A 15704-nucleotide genomic window follows, 5' to 3' on the forward strand; every position below is an offset into this window, starting at 1 on the left:
AGTCTATTTCGGATCATTGTTTTCTTAGTTTACCTCTGTATCTACCAGGAAGCAGTTGAGCTTTTATTAAGGATGTTTACTCAGTCCCTCTAATATGTAAAATGGTCAGCGTATCTTGCTGAATCCAAGCGATCGCTCATGGCCATAACAAAACGGCAACTACCGTCTTTTTTCCGCTTTCCTAAAAATCCTAGTCTTTCTCAGCGATTAATGGTCATTGGGATAGCTATTACTTTGTTTTTTCTCTTCCTGGCGTTCTTTGCTCCCATATTTCAGGCTTGGGGATGGCTGCAAAATCCCGAACAGTGTCCTGTAGATAATCCTGTACAAGCAGCACCTTCAGCTAAATACTGGTTTGGGACTAGTCGCCTGGGGTGTGATATCTTTTCTAGGACAGTGTTTGGTGTTCAAGCTGCTTTGCAGGTGGTAATTTTAGCCACAGCGCTGAGTATGGTAATTGGCGTGCCTTTGGGGATGGTAAGTGGCTATTTGGGAGGTAATTTGGATAAGGTGTTGCTGTTTCTCATGGATAGCATCTACACTTTACCAGGGCTATTATTGTCCGTTACCCTGGCGTTTGTGGTGGGACGGGGGATCTTGAATGCAGCGATCGCTATTAGCATTGCTTACATCCCTCAATATTATCGTGTTGTCCGTAATCACACTGTAAGCGTGAAAACTGAGGTATTTATTGAAGCTGCTCAAGCTATGGGTGCTTCCACTTGGACGGTGCTATCTCGCTATTTATTTTTTAACGTCATTCAAAGCGTACCCGTACTTTTCACCCTCAACGCCGCCGACGCGATTTTAGTGCTGGGCGGTTTAGGCTTTTTAGGGTTAGGATTACCAGAACAAGTGCCAGAATGGGGACGCGATCTCAAGGAAGCTTTGGGCGATCCATCTCTGGGTATTTGGTGGACAACACTTTTTCCCGGTTTGGCGCTGACATTGATGGTGGTGGGATTATCGCTGCTGGGTGAGGGTTTAAATGAATTCGTGAATCCTCGTTTGCGGCGACAAAATACCATCCGGAAATAATTATTTGTCAAGGAACAAGGGTTAAGAGTAGAAAGGATGAAGGATTGGGTCGCTTGTTTCCCATACACCCTACATCCTATACCTCTTTATGGGTGTCGTAATTTCATACTTCATACTTCATACTTCAGCCTTTAGTTGACTCCCAAACCGCCATTTCCTCGTCTAAACATTTTGTTGTATTAATTGAGAGAGTTGTGTGAAAGATAACATATCCTTAATTGCTGCCGCTGCTGGTGGATTCATGCTTTCTGTCGCCTTGGCGGGGATTTTACGCGGTGCACCGGTCGCTGCGTGGTCAGGACAATCGAGTATTCGCGTAGCTAATGTTACTAATTCCTCAGTTACCCCAATCACGAGTTATCAGCGCCAGTCTTGGTGATGAGAGAGAAAACACAAATAACAAATAACAAATTACCTTGAGTTAATATAACCTTTGGTGTGAGTGTGGAAATGTGTTGGATTCTCAAGTAATTGGTATTGATTTGGGTGGGACAGCGATCAAGCTGGGACGATTCAACCGAGATGGGATTTGCTTGCAATCTTTGAGTGTGGCGACTCCCCAACCAGCTACACCAGAGGCGGTGTTGGCGGTGATGGTAGATGCGATCGCTCAAATTGATTCGCAAGATCAAACTGTGGCGATCGGTGTGGGTACGCCGGGCCCGGCTGACGCTGCAGGGCGAATTGCTAAAATTGCGATCAACTTACCAGGATGGGTTGATGTGCCCTTGGCTGATTGGTTGGAAGTAAAAATTGGCAAACCTACTGTTGTCGCTAATGATGCTAATTGTGCAGGATTAGGCGAAACTTGGTTAGGCGCTGGTCGCCACTTTCGCAATTTGATTTTATTAACGTTGGGGACTGGCGTCGGTGGAGCTATTATTATTGATGGCAAACTGTTTGTCGGTCATCAAGGCGCTGCTGGGGAATTGGGTTTAATTACTTGCAACCCTAATGGCCCCAAATGTAACAGTGGTAATCAAGGTTCTTTGGAGCAATATACCTCAGTCACCGCCATTCGTCGCCTCACTGGCAAAGACCCGGCACAATTGGGTGCCCTTGCCCAAGCTGGTGATGCGGAGGCGTTGACATTTTGGCGAGAATATGGTAAGAGTTTAGGTATAGGGTTAGTGAGCTTAATCTACGTCCTCACACCAGAAGCAATTATCATCGGCGGTGGTGTCAGCGCTAGTTTTGGGTTTTTTTTCCCAACCCTGAAAGCAGAAATTGAGCAGCGAGTCACCCCCATGTCACGGCTGGGTTTGCAGGTTTTGCCAGCGGAATTAGGAAATTCTGCAGGTATGTTAGGCGCAGCGAAGTTGGCTTTATCAATTCCTAATTCAGCTTATTCCTTTTAGGACAGAGAATATCCAGTGGTTTTTTGGACGAATTGCATGATTTTTTGATATGATTCTGGATTGCTGACGGGATTAATGATAATGGGGATAGTGCCGTCGGGCAACCAAAAAGTAATCCTGCCATTGGATTCCTGACAAAATGAACTAATACACTTCAAATTAACTACATATTCGTTTTTTTCATACATTATTGTCACCCAGTGGGCGCTGTCGATTTCTAACTCTGTCACGAGTTTGATATATTTGATAATTTTTTGATAATCTTCTATATTCCCTTGTGGACTAATGACTATGGGAATGGCAGAATCTGGTAACCAAAAAGTGACCCTGCCATTACTTTCATAGCAGAAAGCGTTGACACGGTCAAAATTGATGACAAATTCTTTCCTTTCGTAAAGGATTTTCACCCAGTACGCCACAAAGTCTCCTCAAATCCCAAGTTGATGAATCATGAACACCAATCACATCACAAAATTTTCTCAAGTCCCACATAAATATTTTTATTAATTTATAAAAATTCACAATTCCCTGTCTCACCAAAGATATTGAATTGTGAATTTTCAGATCTTGAGAAAATTTGCATCAGCAATTAGACATAATCAAGTGTAACTATGTTTTCTTCATGCTTCATAGGTGATGCTGTACCCTGATAGCTAATTTAGTGTTGCTGTACTAGAGGTGGAATCGAACGAGAAATAGCAGCTTCCATAAATCCTCTAAATAAAGGATGAGGATTGCTAGGACGGGATTGAAACTCTGGATGGAATTGACAAGCTAGGAAGAATGGATGTTTGGGTAATTCGACGATTTCCACTAAGCGACCATCGGGGGAAGTACCACTGATTAAATAGCCAGACTCTAACAATAACTGGCGATAAGCATTGTTGAACTCATACCGATGGCGATGCCTTTCATAAATCACTTCATCTTGATAGAGTTTAGATGCTAAGGTGTTGGGGAGGATGCGGCAAGGATAAATTCCCAAGCGCATTGTACCGCCTAAATCGACTACATCTTGCTGTTCTGGTAATAAGTTAATTACTGGTGCGGTGGTGCGAGGATCAAATTCAGCACTATTAGCATCGGTTAATCCTTCGATGTTCCTCGCCCATTCAATCACGGAACATTGCATTCCTAAGCATAAGCCTAAAAAAGGAATTTGGCGATCGCGGGCGTATTTAATCGCGGCAATTTTACCATCTACACCGCGAATCCCAAACCCTCCTGGTACAACCACACCATCAACACCATCTAAATGGTGTTCTGCTGATTCAGTTTCTAAGGTTTCCGAGTTCACCCACCGTAAGCGCAGTTGTCCGTGTGTAGAAATGGCTGCATGGTGTAAGGCTTCCACTACTGATATGTAAGCATCACCCAAGCGGACGTATTTTCCGACAATGGCGATTTCTACAGTGTATTTGGGACTGCGTAACTTTTGCACCATTGTTTGCCACTGTACCAAATTCGGGTGGCGTTGTTCCATGTGCAGCAAATTCAGGACTTGCTCCGCCATGCCTTCCCGTTCTAGCATCAGTGGAACCTCATAAATGCTTTTGGCATCTTGAGAAGTGATGACACATTCTTCCGCGACATCACAAAATTCTGATAATTTTTGTTTTAAGCCAGGGGGTAGCGGGCGATCGCACCGACAAACTAGAATATCAGGTTGAATGCCGATAGAGCGTAATTCCTTGACAGAATGTTGTGTCGGCTTAGTCTTCATTTCCCCCGCCGAAGCAATCCACGGTAGCAAGGTAACATGGGTATACAACACATTCTGCCGTCCCACTTCCTTGCGGAACTGGCGAATTGCTTCCAAAAACGGCAAAGATTCGATATCTCCCACCGTTCCGCCAATTTCCGTAATTACCACATCCGGGCTGATATCTTCCGCAATCCGCAAAATCCGGTCTTTAATTTCATTGGTGATGTGGGGTATCACCTGCACCGTGCCACCATTATAGTCACCGCGCCGCTCTTTATTAATTACCGATTGGTAAATTGCGCCGGTGGTGACACTATTCAACCGTGACATCGATGTATCGGTGAAGCGTTCATAATGTCCCAAGTCTAAATCTGTTTCCGCGCCATCTTGGGTAACAAACACTTCCCCATGTTGAAAGGGACTCATTGTGCCCGGGTCAACGTTAATATAAGGATCTAGTTTCAGAATCGAGACAGAATAATCACGCGACTTGAGCAATCGTCCCAGACTTGCTGCTACAATTCCTTTGCCGATACTGGAGACTACCCCCCCAGTTACAAAGACAAACTTAGTCATAGTAGTTTAAATTTCGAGCAACTTCTAAAAATACATCTCGTCGTCTGAAGCATGAAGTATGAAGTAAAAAATTTCCGACTTCATCATATCCTGGTAATTGTGCCACAGTGATTGTTCTGAAATCTTCTGTGATCTTGCTGTGAAAAGACTCTTAGGATTAGTAATATTAAGCTGTAGTGTCACCTCCTCGGTAGCATTGGCTCAGTCACCTCTAACAGTTGTTTTTCCTCGGAAAAACCATCAAACAAGTTCGGAAAAAATTTTTTTGCTAGGTACAGCCCCACCTGATGGGCAGGTTTTCATCAATGGTAAGCCAATTACCCGCAGCAAAGCCGGACATTTCGCACCTAGTTTCCCCTTGCAATTAGGAGAGAATTTGTTTACCATCCGTCACCGCGATCAAGAACTCCAGATTCAGGTGACAAGGCTGACAACTCAGCCGCAGTTACCAGAGGGGTTAGCCTTCGCCAAAGATTCTCTCACTCCGTCTGCCGACATTGCTAGGCTACCAGGGGAACTAATTTGTTTTAGCGCCATTGCACCCTCTAGAGCCGATGTTTCCGTTAACCTAGCTAATCAAACAGTTGCGCTTTCATCTCAACCGTCACAGGCACAACTTCCCCATAATTTGGCGGCTTTGACTGGGAGAAATCAACCTGCTAACCAGTCTACCGCAGTCAAGTATGAAGGTTGCACCATAATACAACAGTCTGATTCCCTAATTTACAGTAACAATATATTTTCCAGTCCTGCCATTGCTAATTCCGGTCAAAATATCGATTTAGGTACACCAAAATTTCAGCTTACCCTCGATGGAAAGACCATAACTCAGTCAGGGACTGGTAAAATTCAAATCTTGTCCACAGCCAAGTTACCAGTTGTGGAGGTGAGCGCAGATTCAGGAGTGGCGCGTACTGGGCCTAGCACTGATTATTCTAGACTGACACCACTACCCAAGGGAACAAGAGCCGCAGTCACAGCTAAGGAAGGTGATTGGTTACGTCTGGATTTTGGTGCTTGGATTAATAGTCAGGAAACTAAAACTTTACCGGGTGCTGTTTCTCCACGGACAATCATTCGCAGTGTGGTATATCGTCAAGTCTCTGGTGCAACAGAGGTGATTTTTCCTTTGCAAGTTTCTGTGCCTGTGAAGGTTCACCAAGGAGACAAGTTTTTTGCTCTGACTCTTTATAATACCACTGCCCAAACCGATATTATTCGCACTAATGACGACCCGATAATTTCGCGTCTCGATTGGCAACAAGTATCTCCAGGACAGGTGCAATATACCTTCAATCTGAAAAAATCTCAACAATGGGGATATAAACTCAGATATGAAGGTACAAGCTTGATATTAACCTTGCGTCATCCACCAGTAGTCCAAAAAATTAAAAATCAGCCTTTGTTAGGCATGAAGATTGTACTAGATCCTGGACATGGTGGCAAAGAATCAGGTGCCAGCGGCCCGACTGGATATTTGGAAAAAGATCTGAATCTGGTGGTGTCGAAGTTGTTGCGTGATGAGCTGGTGAAGCGCGGAGCGACGGTGGTAATGACGCGGTTAGATGATCGGGATGTATCGTTGGTAGAAAGGCAGGCAATTATTAGTCAAGCAGAACCTGCGATCGCTGTTTCTATTCATTACAATTCTTTACCCGATGATGGTGATGCTCAAAATACTCAAGGTTTTTCTACCTTTTGGTATCATCCGCAAGCACATAGTTTATCAGTATTTCTACATAACTATATAGTGAAAAATTTAAAAAGACCATCCTACGGTGTGTTGTGGGATAACCTCGCACTCACACGCCCCAACATAGCCCCATCAGTATTGCTAGAGTTAGGTTTTATGAGCAACCCTGAGGAATTTACCTGGGCTACGAATCCGCAAGCACAGCAGAAAATGGCGCAAGCAATAGCTGAGGGGATTACTGAGTGGTGGCAAAATGTGCGGTAGAATTTTGTTTTATCTTAGATAGTACAATTAGCAGGTTATTACCCTCCTACTTCAGTAAGATTTTGATGATTGTAATATCTGACTTATTGCTCAACAGCAAATGTACTTAATGATAGATTGTGTTTGCTCAATTCTCCAGATAATTATTCCTTAGTTAAAAAATTTCCTGATTTGCGTAATCTTGTCAGTAAACAAAGGAAAATTGCATTACTTCATCAATCGCCTTCGCAGCCAAATCTTGACATTTAAAATTAGCATTTTTCTAGATAATAATTGGCTATAATGCTTGTGGTGTAAGAATTTTAACTTTTAACCTTTAACCTGACAAAGCTCAAAACTGCTTTATGTTTTTTTTACAGACCATTGTATTTTTTGTGTGTTAATCTAACACCATACTGACACTTTATATTTTCTTTAAAGAAAATTGTGAGTTTTTACATGTTAGCTTTATATTAGTTATTGGAAATTACTGAGAAACAAGTTATATTTACTTCTACTTAAGTAAAGTACTGATTAGTAATGTTAATATGGGAGTAATGCAATGTTTGCATTCGCTTAGGCAAGTAGTGGTTCCACCCAGGGTCATAGATCATCAGTCAGTGTGTGTAAAACAGTACAAGTTTATTCTGCTTAAGACATTGCTCCTGACGTAGTATGAAAACATAAGGCATTTTTTATACTACAATTTCTAAGTATACATAAATGCAACGTAGTGCTCTTTAGTGCATCTCCAGTCTGCCATCCGCTAAACTCACGGTTGTGTGTCTATTTACAAAATAAAAACTCTACTGTAGGCAGACAGTGTTTAAGCCCAACCAGCATCAGGTGTTTTGTTGACAAACAACAAAATATACATTTTGGTGAAAAATGCATTATTATTCCAGTAAATTAATTCGTGTTCACTGTTGTGATGATAAAGGTTAATCTTCTAAATGTGGCTATCCATAACATCACAATGTTTGAGTTGCTAGAAAAACTTAAACTCGGCGGTGTGGTGTTTACTCCTAACGTCGATCATTTAATGAAACTGCAGAAGAATCAAGATTTTTACAATGTCTATCAGAATGCAGACTACAGAGTTTGCGATAGCAAAGTCTTGATGTATGTAGCTAATTTTTTGGGGACACCAATACAAGAGAAGATATCTGGATCAGATTTTTTTCCCGCATTTTACACGTACTACAAGTATGATAAAGACATCAAAATTTTCTTACTGGGATCGGAAACACCAGTAGTAAAAATGGCACAGCAGCAAATTAATTCTCGGGTAGGGCGGAGAATTATAGTGGCGGCTCACTCACCCTCCTTTGGGTTTGAGAAAAACGAACAAGAGTGCCAAGAAATTGTCGAAATGATTAACGAATCAGGGGCTACTGTTTTAGCAATTGGGGTAGGTGCTCCCAAACAAGAGCTGTGGATTGCTAAGTATAGAAACCAATTAAATAACGTCAAAATATTCTTGGCTGTTGGTGCAACAATTAACTTTGAAGCTGGGGTAATTAAGAGATCGCCAAGATGGATCAGTGAAATTGGGTTTGAATGGATCTATAGGCTTTTAAGCGAACCTAAGCGTCTTTGGAAGCGTTATCTATTTGATGCTTTTCCCTTTTGTTGGTTAATCATAAAACAAAAACTACAGCTTTACAAGAATCCTTGGCCAACAGATAATCAAACTAAAGTCAATAACATCCAGACTTTAGTAAAAAACGGAGAAAAGAGTTAAAAATGGCTCACTATTACATTAGAGATTCCCAAATCTTTAACTACGAGCTATTATTCCTAAACTCACATTTTGTGAGTGAAGAAGTGAAACAGGAGAAATCTTGAGTAAGCATCACCACAAATAAATAGTAAAGTTCTCAAGTGAGCGCTTTAGCCATACCAGAAATTATTAATTCATCAGATGCTCTATTCCTGATTTCATAAGTGGTTCTCATGACTTATTCATTTACGAATCAGCAAATACTATGCAGACTAAAGGTTATCCCCAAGAGCAAGGTTATCCCGAAGAGATAGATGTACAAAAATATTGGTTAGTATTGAAACGCCGCTGGGTAGTTGTCTCAGGAGTTTTCGTAGCTTCCGTAGCAACAGCAGGAATAGCAGCTTCAACGCAAAAACCTGCGTATCAAGCAACAGGACAGATTCTTGTACAGTCAAATAAGACATCTTCACTAACTGGTGTTGGTGAAAAAATTGGGACTTTGGAATCATTGAAACGGGAAGGTAATCCCCTCGATACCCAAGCTGTTGTCGTCCAATCCTTACCAATTGTTCAAGAAGTAATTAATAATTTACGGATCAAAGGTAAAGATGGTAAACCTCTAGACCCTAATTTACTCACCATCAAAGTTGAGCCAATTGTCGGTACAGACGTTCTCAAGGTTTCCCATACCTCTACCCAGCCGGAATTAGCCGCGGCCGTAGTCAATCAATTGATGCGCGCTTACATTTCCAAGAATATTTTGAATAACCGTGCTGAAGCCATAGCTGCGGGAGAATTTATCGCCAAAGAATTACCCAGAGCTAAATTAGAACTAGACCGCAACGCTGAGGCGCTACGTCGTTTTAAATCTCAAAATCAAATTATTGATTTAGAAGAAGAAGCAACCGCCGCAGTTAAAACCATAACCGATCTCAACGATCAAATCACCACAGCCAGAGGTGACTTAGCAGAGGTAACTGCTCAAGAATTAGCCACCCGTCAGCAAGTCAATCTGGATGACTCTCAAGCTGTAGAGGTGACTTCCCTCAGCCAAATACCTGGCGTACAAGAAGCACTCAAAGAACTACAAACGGTACAAACTAAATTAGCTACCCAGCAAGGACTTTACACACCAGAACATCCATCTATAGAGTCTTTAAGAAATCAAGAAGCAGCCTTAAAAGCTCTATTGCAACAGCGGACTACTGAAGCTGTAGGATCTAGAGTTCAAGTTTCCCCTGGGAACTTGCAGATTGGGGAACTGCGACAAAAGTTAGCCACAGAATATCTGGAATTGCAAGCTAAACGCTTGGGTGTCCAAAGAAAAATAGACGCCTTATCAATTCAACAAAAAGCTTACCAACAAAGAGCCGACATCTTGCCGTTTTTAGATAAGCGACAAGGAGAACTAGAACGCAGCTTAACAGTTTCCCAAAAGAACTACGAAAACCTCGTCACCAGACAACAAGAAATCCGCGTTGCTGAACAACAAACTGTCGGAAATGCTCGCGTCATTCAACCGGCTTTAGTCCCGAAAAAACCAGCAGCGGCTACACAATTGCTGTTTTTAGCTGGAGGTGGGCTGGTGGGAGCGCTACTAGCTGTAGCAGCGGCCTTCTTCGTAGACCTCATCGACAGAAGATTGAAGACAGTCAAAGAAGCAGAAGCCTTATTTGGCTATACACTCTTGGGGCTAATTCCTAAGTTTGAAACCAATAACCTTTTGGAAGCATCAACATCTGACAGAATCTCACCACGAGTAATTGTGGCAAAACTACCACGCTCGGTGGTTCATGAGGCTTATCAAATGCTCCAAGCTAACTTGAAATTTATTAGCTTAGACCGCAAAGCCCGCACCATCGTTGTCACCAGTTCTGTGTCTGGAGAGGGTAAATCAGAGGTTTCTGCTAATTTAGCCACAGTCATGGCTCAAGCAGGACGGCGAGTATTGCTAGTAGATGCAGATATGCGTCAACCTTCACAACACCACTTATGGGGTCTAATTAATTCCATAGGTTTTAGTAATCTGATTGCTGGTGAGAATGAGTTCTCAGAAGCTGTACAATCAGTTACGGATAATCTATTCGTGCTCACGGCTGGAGTCATGCCTCCTAACCCTCTGGCACTAATTGATTCTGAGCGGATGATCGCTTTGATGGAGATGTTTGCTCAAAAGTATGATTATGTAGTGTTTGATACGCCTTCTTTGGTGGGAGCAGCAGAAGCTGCAGTTCTGGGCAAAATGGCAGGCGGAGTTTTAGTAGTAGTTCGACCAGGCCATGTTGATTCAGCTAGCGCGGTTGCGGCTAAATCGTTACTCAGAAGGTCGGAAGCAAACATTTTAGGAATTGTAGCTAACGGTGTGAATGTCAAGCATGAGCCGGATAACTACTTTTATTACAGCAACTCTCGCTCAGAGGTGAAAGCCGAGCCTGTGGGGAAGCAACGAGCTACCGTGTTTAGTAAGTAAGGATGAGGGTAAACAGTATGCAGATGCTTTCAAGGCGCTTTTACCTGGAAGTTTCTGCATTTACCCTTGTCTGGATAGAGGATGCACTGAATTCAGACAGATATCTATCCAAAGATTGATAAAAATTATTTATAAAAGTGGGTGCGATCGCTTACCATACAACTTGTGTCATGAATCGCCAATCTACTTTCTGGTAGAAATGCGTAGTTGAGTAGTAAAATTTGTTGATTTAGGTGAGATACTTACAACAAGTTATCAAAGTTCCACCTGCTCAATCATATGAACAAGTTAGAATTTGGTATCATTACTCCCAGCTATGCTCCGGATTTTGAAAGATGCCGCCTGCTGTCTTGGAGCGTGAATAACTTTATTTCACCCCATTTTACACACTATATCATCGTTGATGCGCGGGACTTACCATTGTTCCGGCAGTTAAAAAGTTCCAACACAGAAATTATTGCTGTTGAATCAATATTACCTTGGTGGATTCAGCGCTTGCCTTTAGTTAAGAATGGATGGTTGAGCTTGAAAACTTTCTTTATTCGTAACTGGCTACTCCAGCAAATTGTTAAATTAGCAGTCGCTCAACACATCAATAAAGACATTTTCGTATTTGTTGATTCAGACGTGACCTTTGTTCGTCCACTGAACTTCAATAGCTTTATTCGCCAAGACCAAACACGATTATTCCGCATACCTAATCAATATAATTCAGAATTTATCAACAAATACCCCAGATTTGAAAGATGGCAGCAAACAGCAGGTAAATTACTCGGTCTATCGCCAATAAACTTACTTACTTCTGGCTACATCGGGAACATTATTACCTGGAGACGCGACAGACTTTTAGAGCTATATGAACATATCGAGAAAGTTTCCGGAAGAGGGTGGATGAAAACTATTTGCAGTTGCTTACATCTTTCCGAATACATACTTTATGGGATATTTGTTGACCAGGTGCTACAAGAGCAATCTGGTCATTATTATGATTCAAGACGGATTTGTCATGAGTATTGGTCGAATCAACCCATGTCAGACCAACAGCTAAAACAATTTTTTGCTGCAATTGATCCAGAAGATCAAGCTGTGATGATTTCCGCCAAAGCCGAAATTGATCCACAGCGATATCAGCAGTTAATCATGCAATTTTGAGGGTTTTCAACAAAAAAGCAGAATCAGAGATGGAAATAAATAACTTAACAGTAGATGCAAAACACAACTTGACTCTCAAACAAGCACCTCCCATAGGTCTGTGGGAGCAAATCAAAGAAGACTGGATTGCTCATGGGCGCGATTGGACTAAGCCAGGATTTAGAGCCGTAGCAGTTCATCGTTTTGGGGTTTGGCGCATGAATATTCAACCTAAACTCCTACGTGCTCCGCTGAGTATCCTCTACAAGATGCTGTTTCAAAAAGTGCGTAACCATTACAGCATTGAACTACCATACACCGTCCAACTTGGTCGCCGCGTCATTATTGAACATCAGGGAGCAATTGTTATTCACGGATACTCCATAATTGGCGATGATAGTATTCTGCGTCAAGGTGTTACCTTGGGCAACCGCTATCTGAACCAACCCTTTGATGCGCCCAAATTGGGTAACGGTGTCAATGTGGGTGCAGGAGCGAAAATTTTTGGCAATGTTACTATCGGTGACAAAGCAAATATTGGTGCAAATGCAGTGGTTCTGTGTGATGTACCCACAGGAGCAACTGCAGTCGGTATCCCAGCGAAAATTATTTACCCAAAGTCTGATAAAAGTGCTCTCGTTCCTGAATTGAGAGCAATAGAAGAGAGCAACTGAACTTGAATCATCTTGGCGTTGTTGATGAAAAGTATAAATCACTTTCATCCCAAAATACAACGACAAGTTTCAGTCGAAAAACCTGCATTCAATACTTTTCCGGTTAACAGCTGCAAAAGCACGAGTGGGAAATCACGCCCAACTTTTTTATTAAAAAATATCGCAGGTATCGTATGACAATTGACCAAATTTTAATTTTATGCATTAATGTACTGCTAAGTGTAGGTGCATTAGGGTTATTAATTCTGTGCTTATTGTTGTTAGTGGAAACTATTGCGGCCTTGTTTCCCCTACCAAATCAGCCTAGTGTCGATAATTGGCAAGAGCGAAAAGTGGTAGTGCTGATGCCTGCACATAACGAAGAACTTGTCATTGATACTACTCTCAAGGACTTAATCCCCGAATTAAAACCGCAACATCGTTTAGTTGTGATCGCTGACAACTGCAGTGATCAAACAGCAGCGATCGCTCGTAGTACGGGTGCAACAGTCATCGAGCGCCATAATCTTGACCTGAGAGGTAAAGGTTACGCCTTGGAATATGGCTTGCAGTACCTGGAGTCAGAACCACCAGAAGTAGTGATATTTGTAGACGCTGACTGCAAAGTTCATCCCGGTGCGATCGCTCAACTCACCCAACAAGCGATCGCCACAGGCCGGCCCATCCAAGGTGTCTACTTAATGGAAAAACCCCAAGCCCCCACACCCAAAGATGCAGTATCCGCCTTCGCTTTTAAAGTGAAAAATTTAGTCCGTTCCAGCGGATTAGCGCAATTAAAAATCGCCTGTCTGCTAGACGGTACAGGTATGGCCTTTCCCTGGTCAGTGATTCGCTCCGTTGACATCGCCAGCGGTAACATCGTCGAAGATATGAAACTTGGCTTTGATTTGACCATCGCCGGACACAAGCCCATGCTTTGTCCCCAAGCAAATGTCACCGGTTATTTACCCCAACAAACCCAAGCAGCCACCAGCCAAAGGACTCGTTGGGAGCACGGACATTTAGAAACTCTCATTAATTATGTTCCCCAGTTATTGCAAGCTGCGTGGCAACAAAAAAGATTTGACTTGTTGATCAGCGCCCTTGATTTGTGCATCCCCCCTTTATCTCTGCTAGTCATCACTTGGTCAGTACTACTAGCATCCGCATTGCTGGGGGTGTTATTGGGAGCATCATGGATACCTGCAAGCTTATTAGCGATCGCTGGTGTATTTCTCCTCAGTGCTATTTTCATCGCTTGGTCTAAATTCGGACGTACTGATCTACCACTTCTACAGCTATTAAGTATTCCAGTTTACATTCTGTGGAAAATTCCACTTTATCTAAAGTTTTTAGTCAAGCCTCAGAAGAATTGGGTACGTACGGATCGCAACTAAGTTAACACTTAAGAATTTTGATCTGCTTAACGACAAAATTAAATGAACAAATATAAAATAACCTTATGATATTACTTACGTAAAAACCTTATTTAGTTAATGTATTACACACACTGCAACTTCGCCTACATTAGACGTATTTTCAAAATAGACACGTTGAAATTGGTGACTAGAAATGAAAAAAAAATTATCTACTGAACATCAAACGCGGATATTAAAAAACCTTCCGTCCCCTGCTATCAGCAACATCAATTTCCCGAAACAATTAATGTAGTAAATGTGTAACTTTGACAGTTTAATTTCATACGCCATAATTCATACTTCAGCCGTTTTGTACTAGTTCCTACTCCCAAGAAAATTCCTGCTTTTATCTGACCAAATTTGTAGCCATTATCCATATGAAATTACATCTAGAAAGAAACACGATTGATATTTCCATGCAACCCCCAGCAGTGGAAAAAAAACTTTTGTTAGTTATGCCCGTCGTAGTTGAAGAAGTAGACGGCAAATTTGGGTTTGATCATCAAACTTCCAGCGGCTTCATTCGCTGGGCGGAAAACTTTGATCGCGTCGTGATTGCTTGTCCAGTTTTGCCAAAATACATGGCTGAAGCCAGTAAAACTTCATCAACATGGCAACCAATATCTGATTTACCTTGTGCGGATAAATTGGAGTTAATTCCCCTACCATTTGCATACAAAATTCAAGATTTCATCAAATATTACTCAAGCATTAGCCAAGTCATCAAAACCCAGATTCAAGAGTGTCAGTATCTCTGTTTTGGTATTTGTGGACTAATTGGTGATTGGGGAGCAGTCGCTTGTTTAGAAGCTATCAAACTCAAACGACCTTACGCTATTTGGGCAGACCGGGTTGAGTATGAAGTTATCAGCCGCACATTACATCGAGCTTCCCTCAAGCGCCGCATCAAAGAATACTTAACCTTACCGTTCATGAAGCCCTACCAAAGATATTTGGTTAATCGTTCTCATCTAGGGCTGTTCCAGGGACAAGACTGTTATTCTGCTTACTCACCTTTCTGCGAAAAATCCTACTGCGTCTATGATGTCCACACGCAGAAATCAGACTGGATAGATACATCAAGTCTGGAATTAAAAATAGCATCCATACTATCAAATGCACCTTTGCAAATTGTCTACGCCGGCAGGTGTGCAGAAATGAAAGGCCCCGTCGATTGGGTACGTGCCGTACATCAAGCTTACAAAGCTGGTGTTGATATTCATGCTACATGGTTAGGCGATGGGCCACTTTTACCAGAGATGAAATCTCTAGCTGAAGAGTTAGGAATTAGCGACAGAATTCATTTAACTGGTTTCGTGAGCGAGCGCAGCCAAATATTAGAAACACTCAAAAAACACCACATTTTCCTCTTTTGTCACAAAACACCAGAATCACCTCGGTGTTTAGTAGAATCATTAGTCTCTGGCTCACCTATTATTGGTTACGGTAGCTCTTACCCCGAAGGATTGGTATCAGAACATGGAGGCGGTTTATTTGTACCCACCAACGACTGGCAGAAACTGGCCGACTTGATAGTGGAATTAAATTTAGACAGAGTAAGATTGAGTAAGTTAATCAAAGAAGCAGCGTTATCTGGTCGGATGTTTGACCAAGAAACCCTCTTTAAACACCGCAGTGACTTAATTAAGCAGTACTTAAATACTCGCTCGTTAGTCGCAGGATAAATACACTC

General features: G+C 42.1%; 12 protein-coding genes. 10 read left to right on the forward strand and 2 right to left on the reverse strand.

Annotation, left to right across the window (positions count from 1 at the left end; translation table 11 throughout):
- Positions 1–138: 138 nt before the first annotated feature.
- From MIC7126_RS0113430 to MIC7126_RS0113440, 3 genes are all read left to right on the forward strand, one after another.
- A complete protein-coding gene (locus tag MIC7126_RS0113430; RefSeq protein ID WP_017653676.1) occupies positions 139–1038 on the forward strand; it encodes an ABC transporter permease in 900 nt (299 codons plus the stop codon).
- 196 nt (positions 1039–1234) lie between these two features.
- Positions 1235–1417 carry a hypothetical protein gene (locus tag MIC7126_RS29395; RefSeq protein ID WP_081603028.1) on the forward strand — a complete coding sequence of 61 codons (183 nt, stop codon included), beginning with the start codon at positions 1235–1237 and terminating at the stop codon, positions 1415–1417.
- A 73-nt stretch (positions 1418–1490) separates the two neighbouring features.
- Complete coding sequence (locus MIC7126_RS0113440) at positions 1491–2396, forward strand: ROK family protein (RefSeq protein ID WP_017653678.1); 906 nt, start codon at positions 1491–1493, stop codon at positions 2394–2396.
- Here the strand turns inward: MIC7126_RS0113440 and MIC7126_RS0113445 are convergent.
- Together MIC7126_RS0113445 and MIC7126_RS0113450 are read right to left on the reverse strand one after the other, a co-directional pair.
- Complete coding sequence (locus tag MIC7126_RS0113445) at positions 2393–2815, reverse strand: hypothetical protein (protein WP_017653679.1); 423 nt, start codon at positions 2813–2815, stop codon at positions 2393–2395. The two genes, MIC7126_RS0113440 and MIC7126_RS0113445, sit on opposite strands and share 4 nt — an antisense overlap.
- Before the next feature lie 239 nt (positions 2816–3054).
- A complete protein-coding gene (locus MIC7126_RS0113450; protein WP_017653680.1) occupies positions 3055–4677 on the reverse strand; it encodes a CTP synthase in 1623 nt (540 codons plus the stop codon).
- A gap of 139 nt (positions 4678–4816) precedes the next feature.
- On the opposite strand from MIC7126_RS0113450, the gene MIC7126_RS0113455 reads away from it, so the two are divergent.
- The 7 genes from MIC7126_RS0113455 (at position 4817) to MIC7126_RS0113485 (ending at position 15696) form a co-directional block, all read left to right on the forward strand.
- Positions 4817–6634 (forward strand): N-acetylmuramoyl-L-alanine amidase, encoded by a 1818-nt coding sequence (locus MIC7126_RS0113455; protein ID WP_017653681.1) that lies wholly within the window; start codon positions 4817–4819, stop codon positions 6632–6634.
- A 910-nt stretch (positions 6635–7544) separates the two neighbouring features.
- Positions 7545–8357, forward strand: coding sequence for a WecB/TagA/CpsF family glycosyltransferase (locus MIC7126_RS0113460; protein ID WP_040630219.1), 813 nt, complete (start codon positions 7545–7547; stop codon positions 8355–8357).
- 244 nt (positions 8358–8601) lie between these two features.
- Entirely contained in the window at positions 8602–10809 is a 2208-nt protein-coding gene (locus tag MIC7126_RS0113465; protein WP_017653683.1) for a GumC family protein, read from the forward strand.
- 279 nt (positions 10810–11088) lie between these two features.
- The gene (locus MIC7126_RS0113470) at positions 11089–11961 is read left to right on the forward strand and encodes a DUF6492 family protein (RefSeq protein ID WP_017653684.1); all 873 of its coding nucleotides are present in this window, start codon (positions 11089–11091) and stop codon (positions 11959–11961) included.
- Between the two features lie 29 nt (positions 11962–11990).
- On the forward strand, positions 11991–12614 hold the full coding sequence (locus MIC7126_RS0113475) for a serine O-acetyltransferase (RefSeq protein WP_017653685.1): 624 nt from the start codon (positions 11991–11993) through the stop codon (positions 12612–12614).
- A 173-nt stretch (positions 12615–12787) separates the two neighbouring features.
- Positions 12788–13990 (forward strand): glycosyltransferase family 2 protein, encoded by a 1203-nt coding sequence (locus MIC7126_RS0113480; protein ID WP_017653686.1) that lies wholly within the window; start codon positions 12788–12790, stop codon positions 13988–13990.
- A gap of 398 nt (positions 13991–14388) precedes the next feature.
- On the forward strand, positions 14389–15696 hold the full coding sequence (locus MIC7126_RS0113485) for a glycosyltransferase (protein WP_017653687.1): 1308 nt from the start codon (positions 14389–14391) through the stop codon (positions 15694–15696).
- The last annotated feature ends 8 nt before the right edge of the window (positions 15697–15704 follow it).

Origin of the sequence: Fortiea contorta PCC 7126, assembly GCF_000332295.1 — a bacterium.
Taxonomy (GTDB): Bacteria; Cyanobacteriota; Cyanobacteriia; order Cyanobacteriales; family Nostocaceae; genus Fortiea; species Fortiea contorta.

Bases quoted from the DNA above. Each gene is read 5' to 3' on its own strand.
- MIC7126_RS0113470 (WP_017653684.1), top strand. From the start codon at position 11,089: ATGAACAAGTTAGAATTTGGTATCATTACTCCCAGCTATGCTCCGGAT.
- MIC7126_RS0113450 (WP_017653680.1), bottom strand. From the start codon at position 4,677: ATGACTAAGTTTGTCTTTGTAACTGGGGGGGTAGTCTCCAGTATCGGC.
- MIC7126_RS0113475 (WP_017653685.1), top strand. From the start codon at position 11,991: ATGGAAATAAATAACTTAACAGTAGATGCAAAACACAACTTGACTCTC.
- MIC7126_RS0113460 (WP_040630219.1), top strand. From the start codon at position 7,545: ATGATAAAGGTTAATCTTCTAAATGTGGCTATCCATAACATCACAATG.
- MIC7126_RS0113465 (WP_017653683.1), top strand. From the start codon at position 8,602: ATGCAGACTAAAGGTTATCCCCAAGAGCAAGGTTATCCCGAAGAGATA.
- MIC7126_RS0113480 (WP_017653686.1), top strand. From the start codon at position 12,788: ATGACAATTGACCAAATTTTAATTTTATGCATTAATGTACTGCTAAGT.
- MIC7126_RS0113430 (WP_017653676.1), top strand. From the start codon at position 139: ATGGCCATAACAAAACGGCAACTACCGTCTTTTTTCCGCTTTCCTAAA.
- MIC7126_RS0113485 (WP_017653687.1), top strand. From the start codon at position 14,389: ATGAAATTACATCTAGAAAGAAACACGATTGATATTTCCATGCAACCC.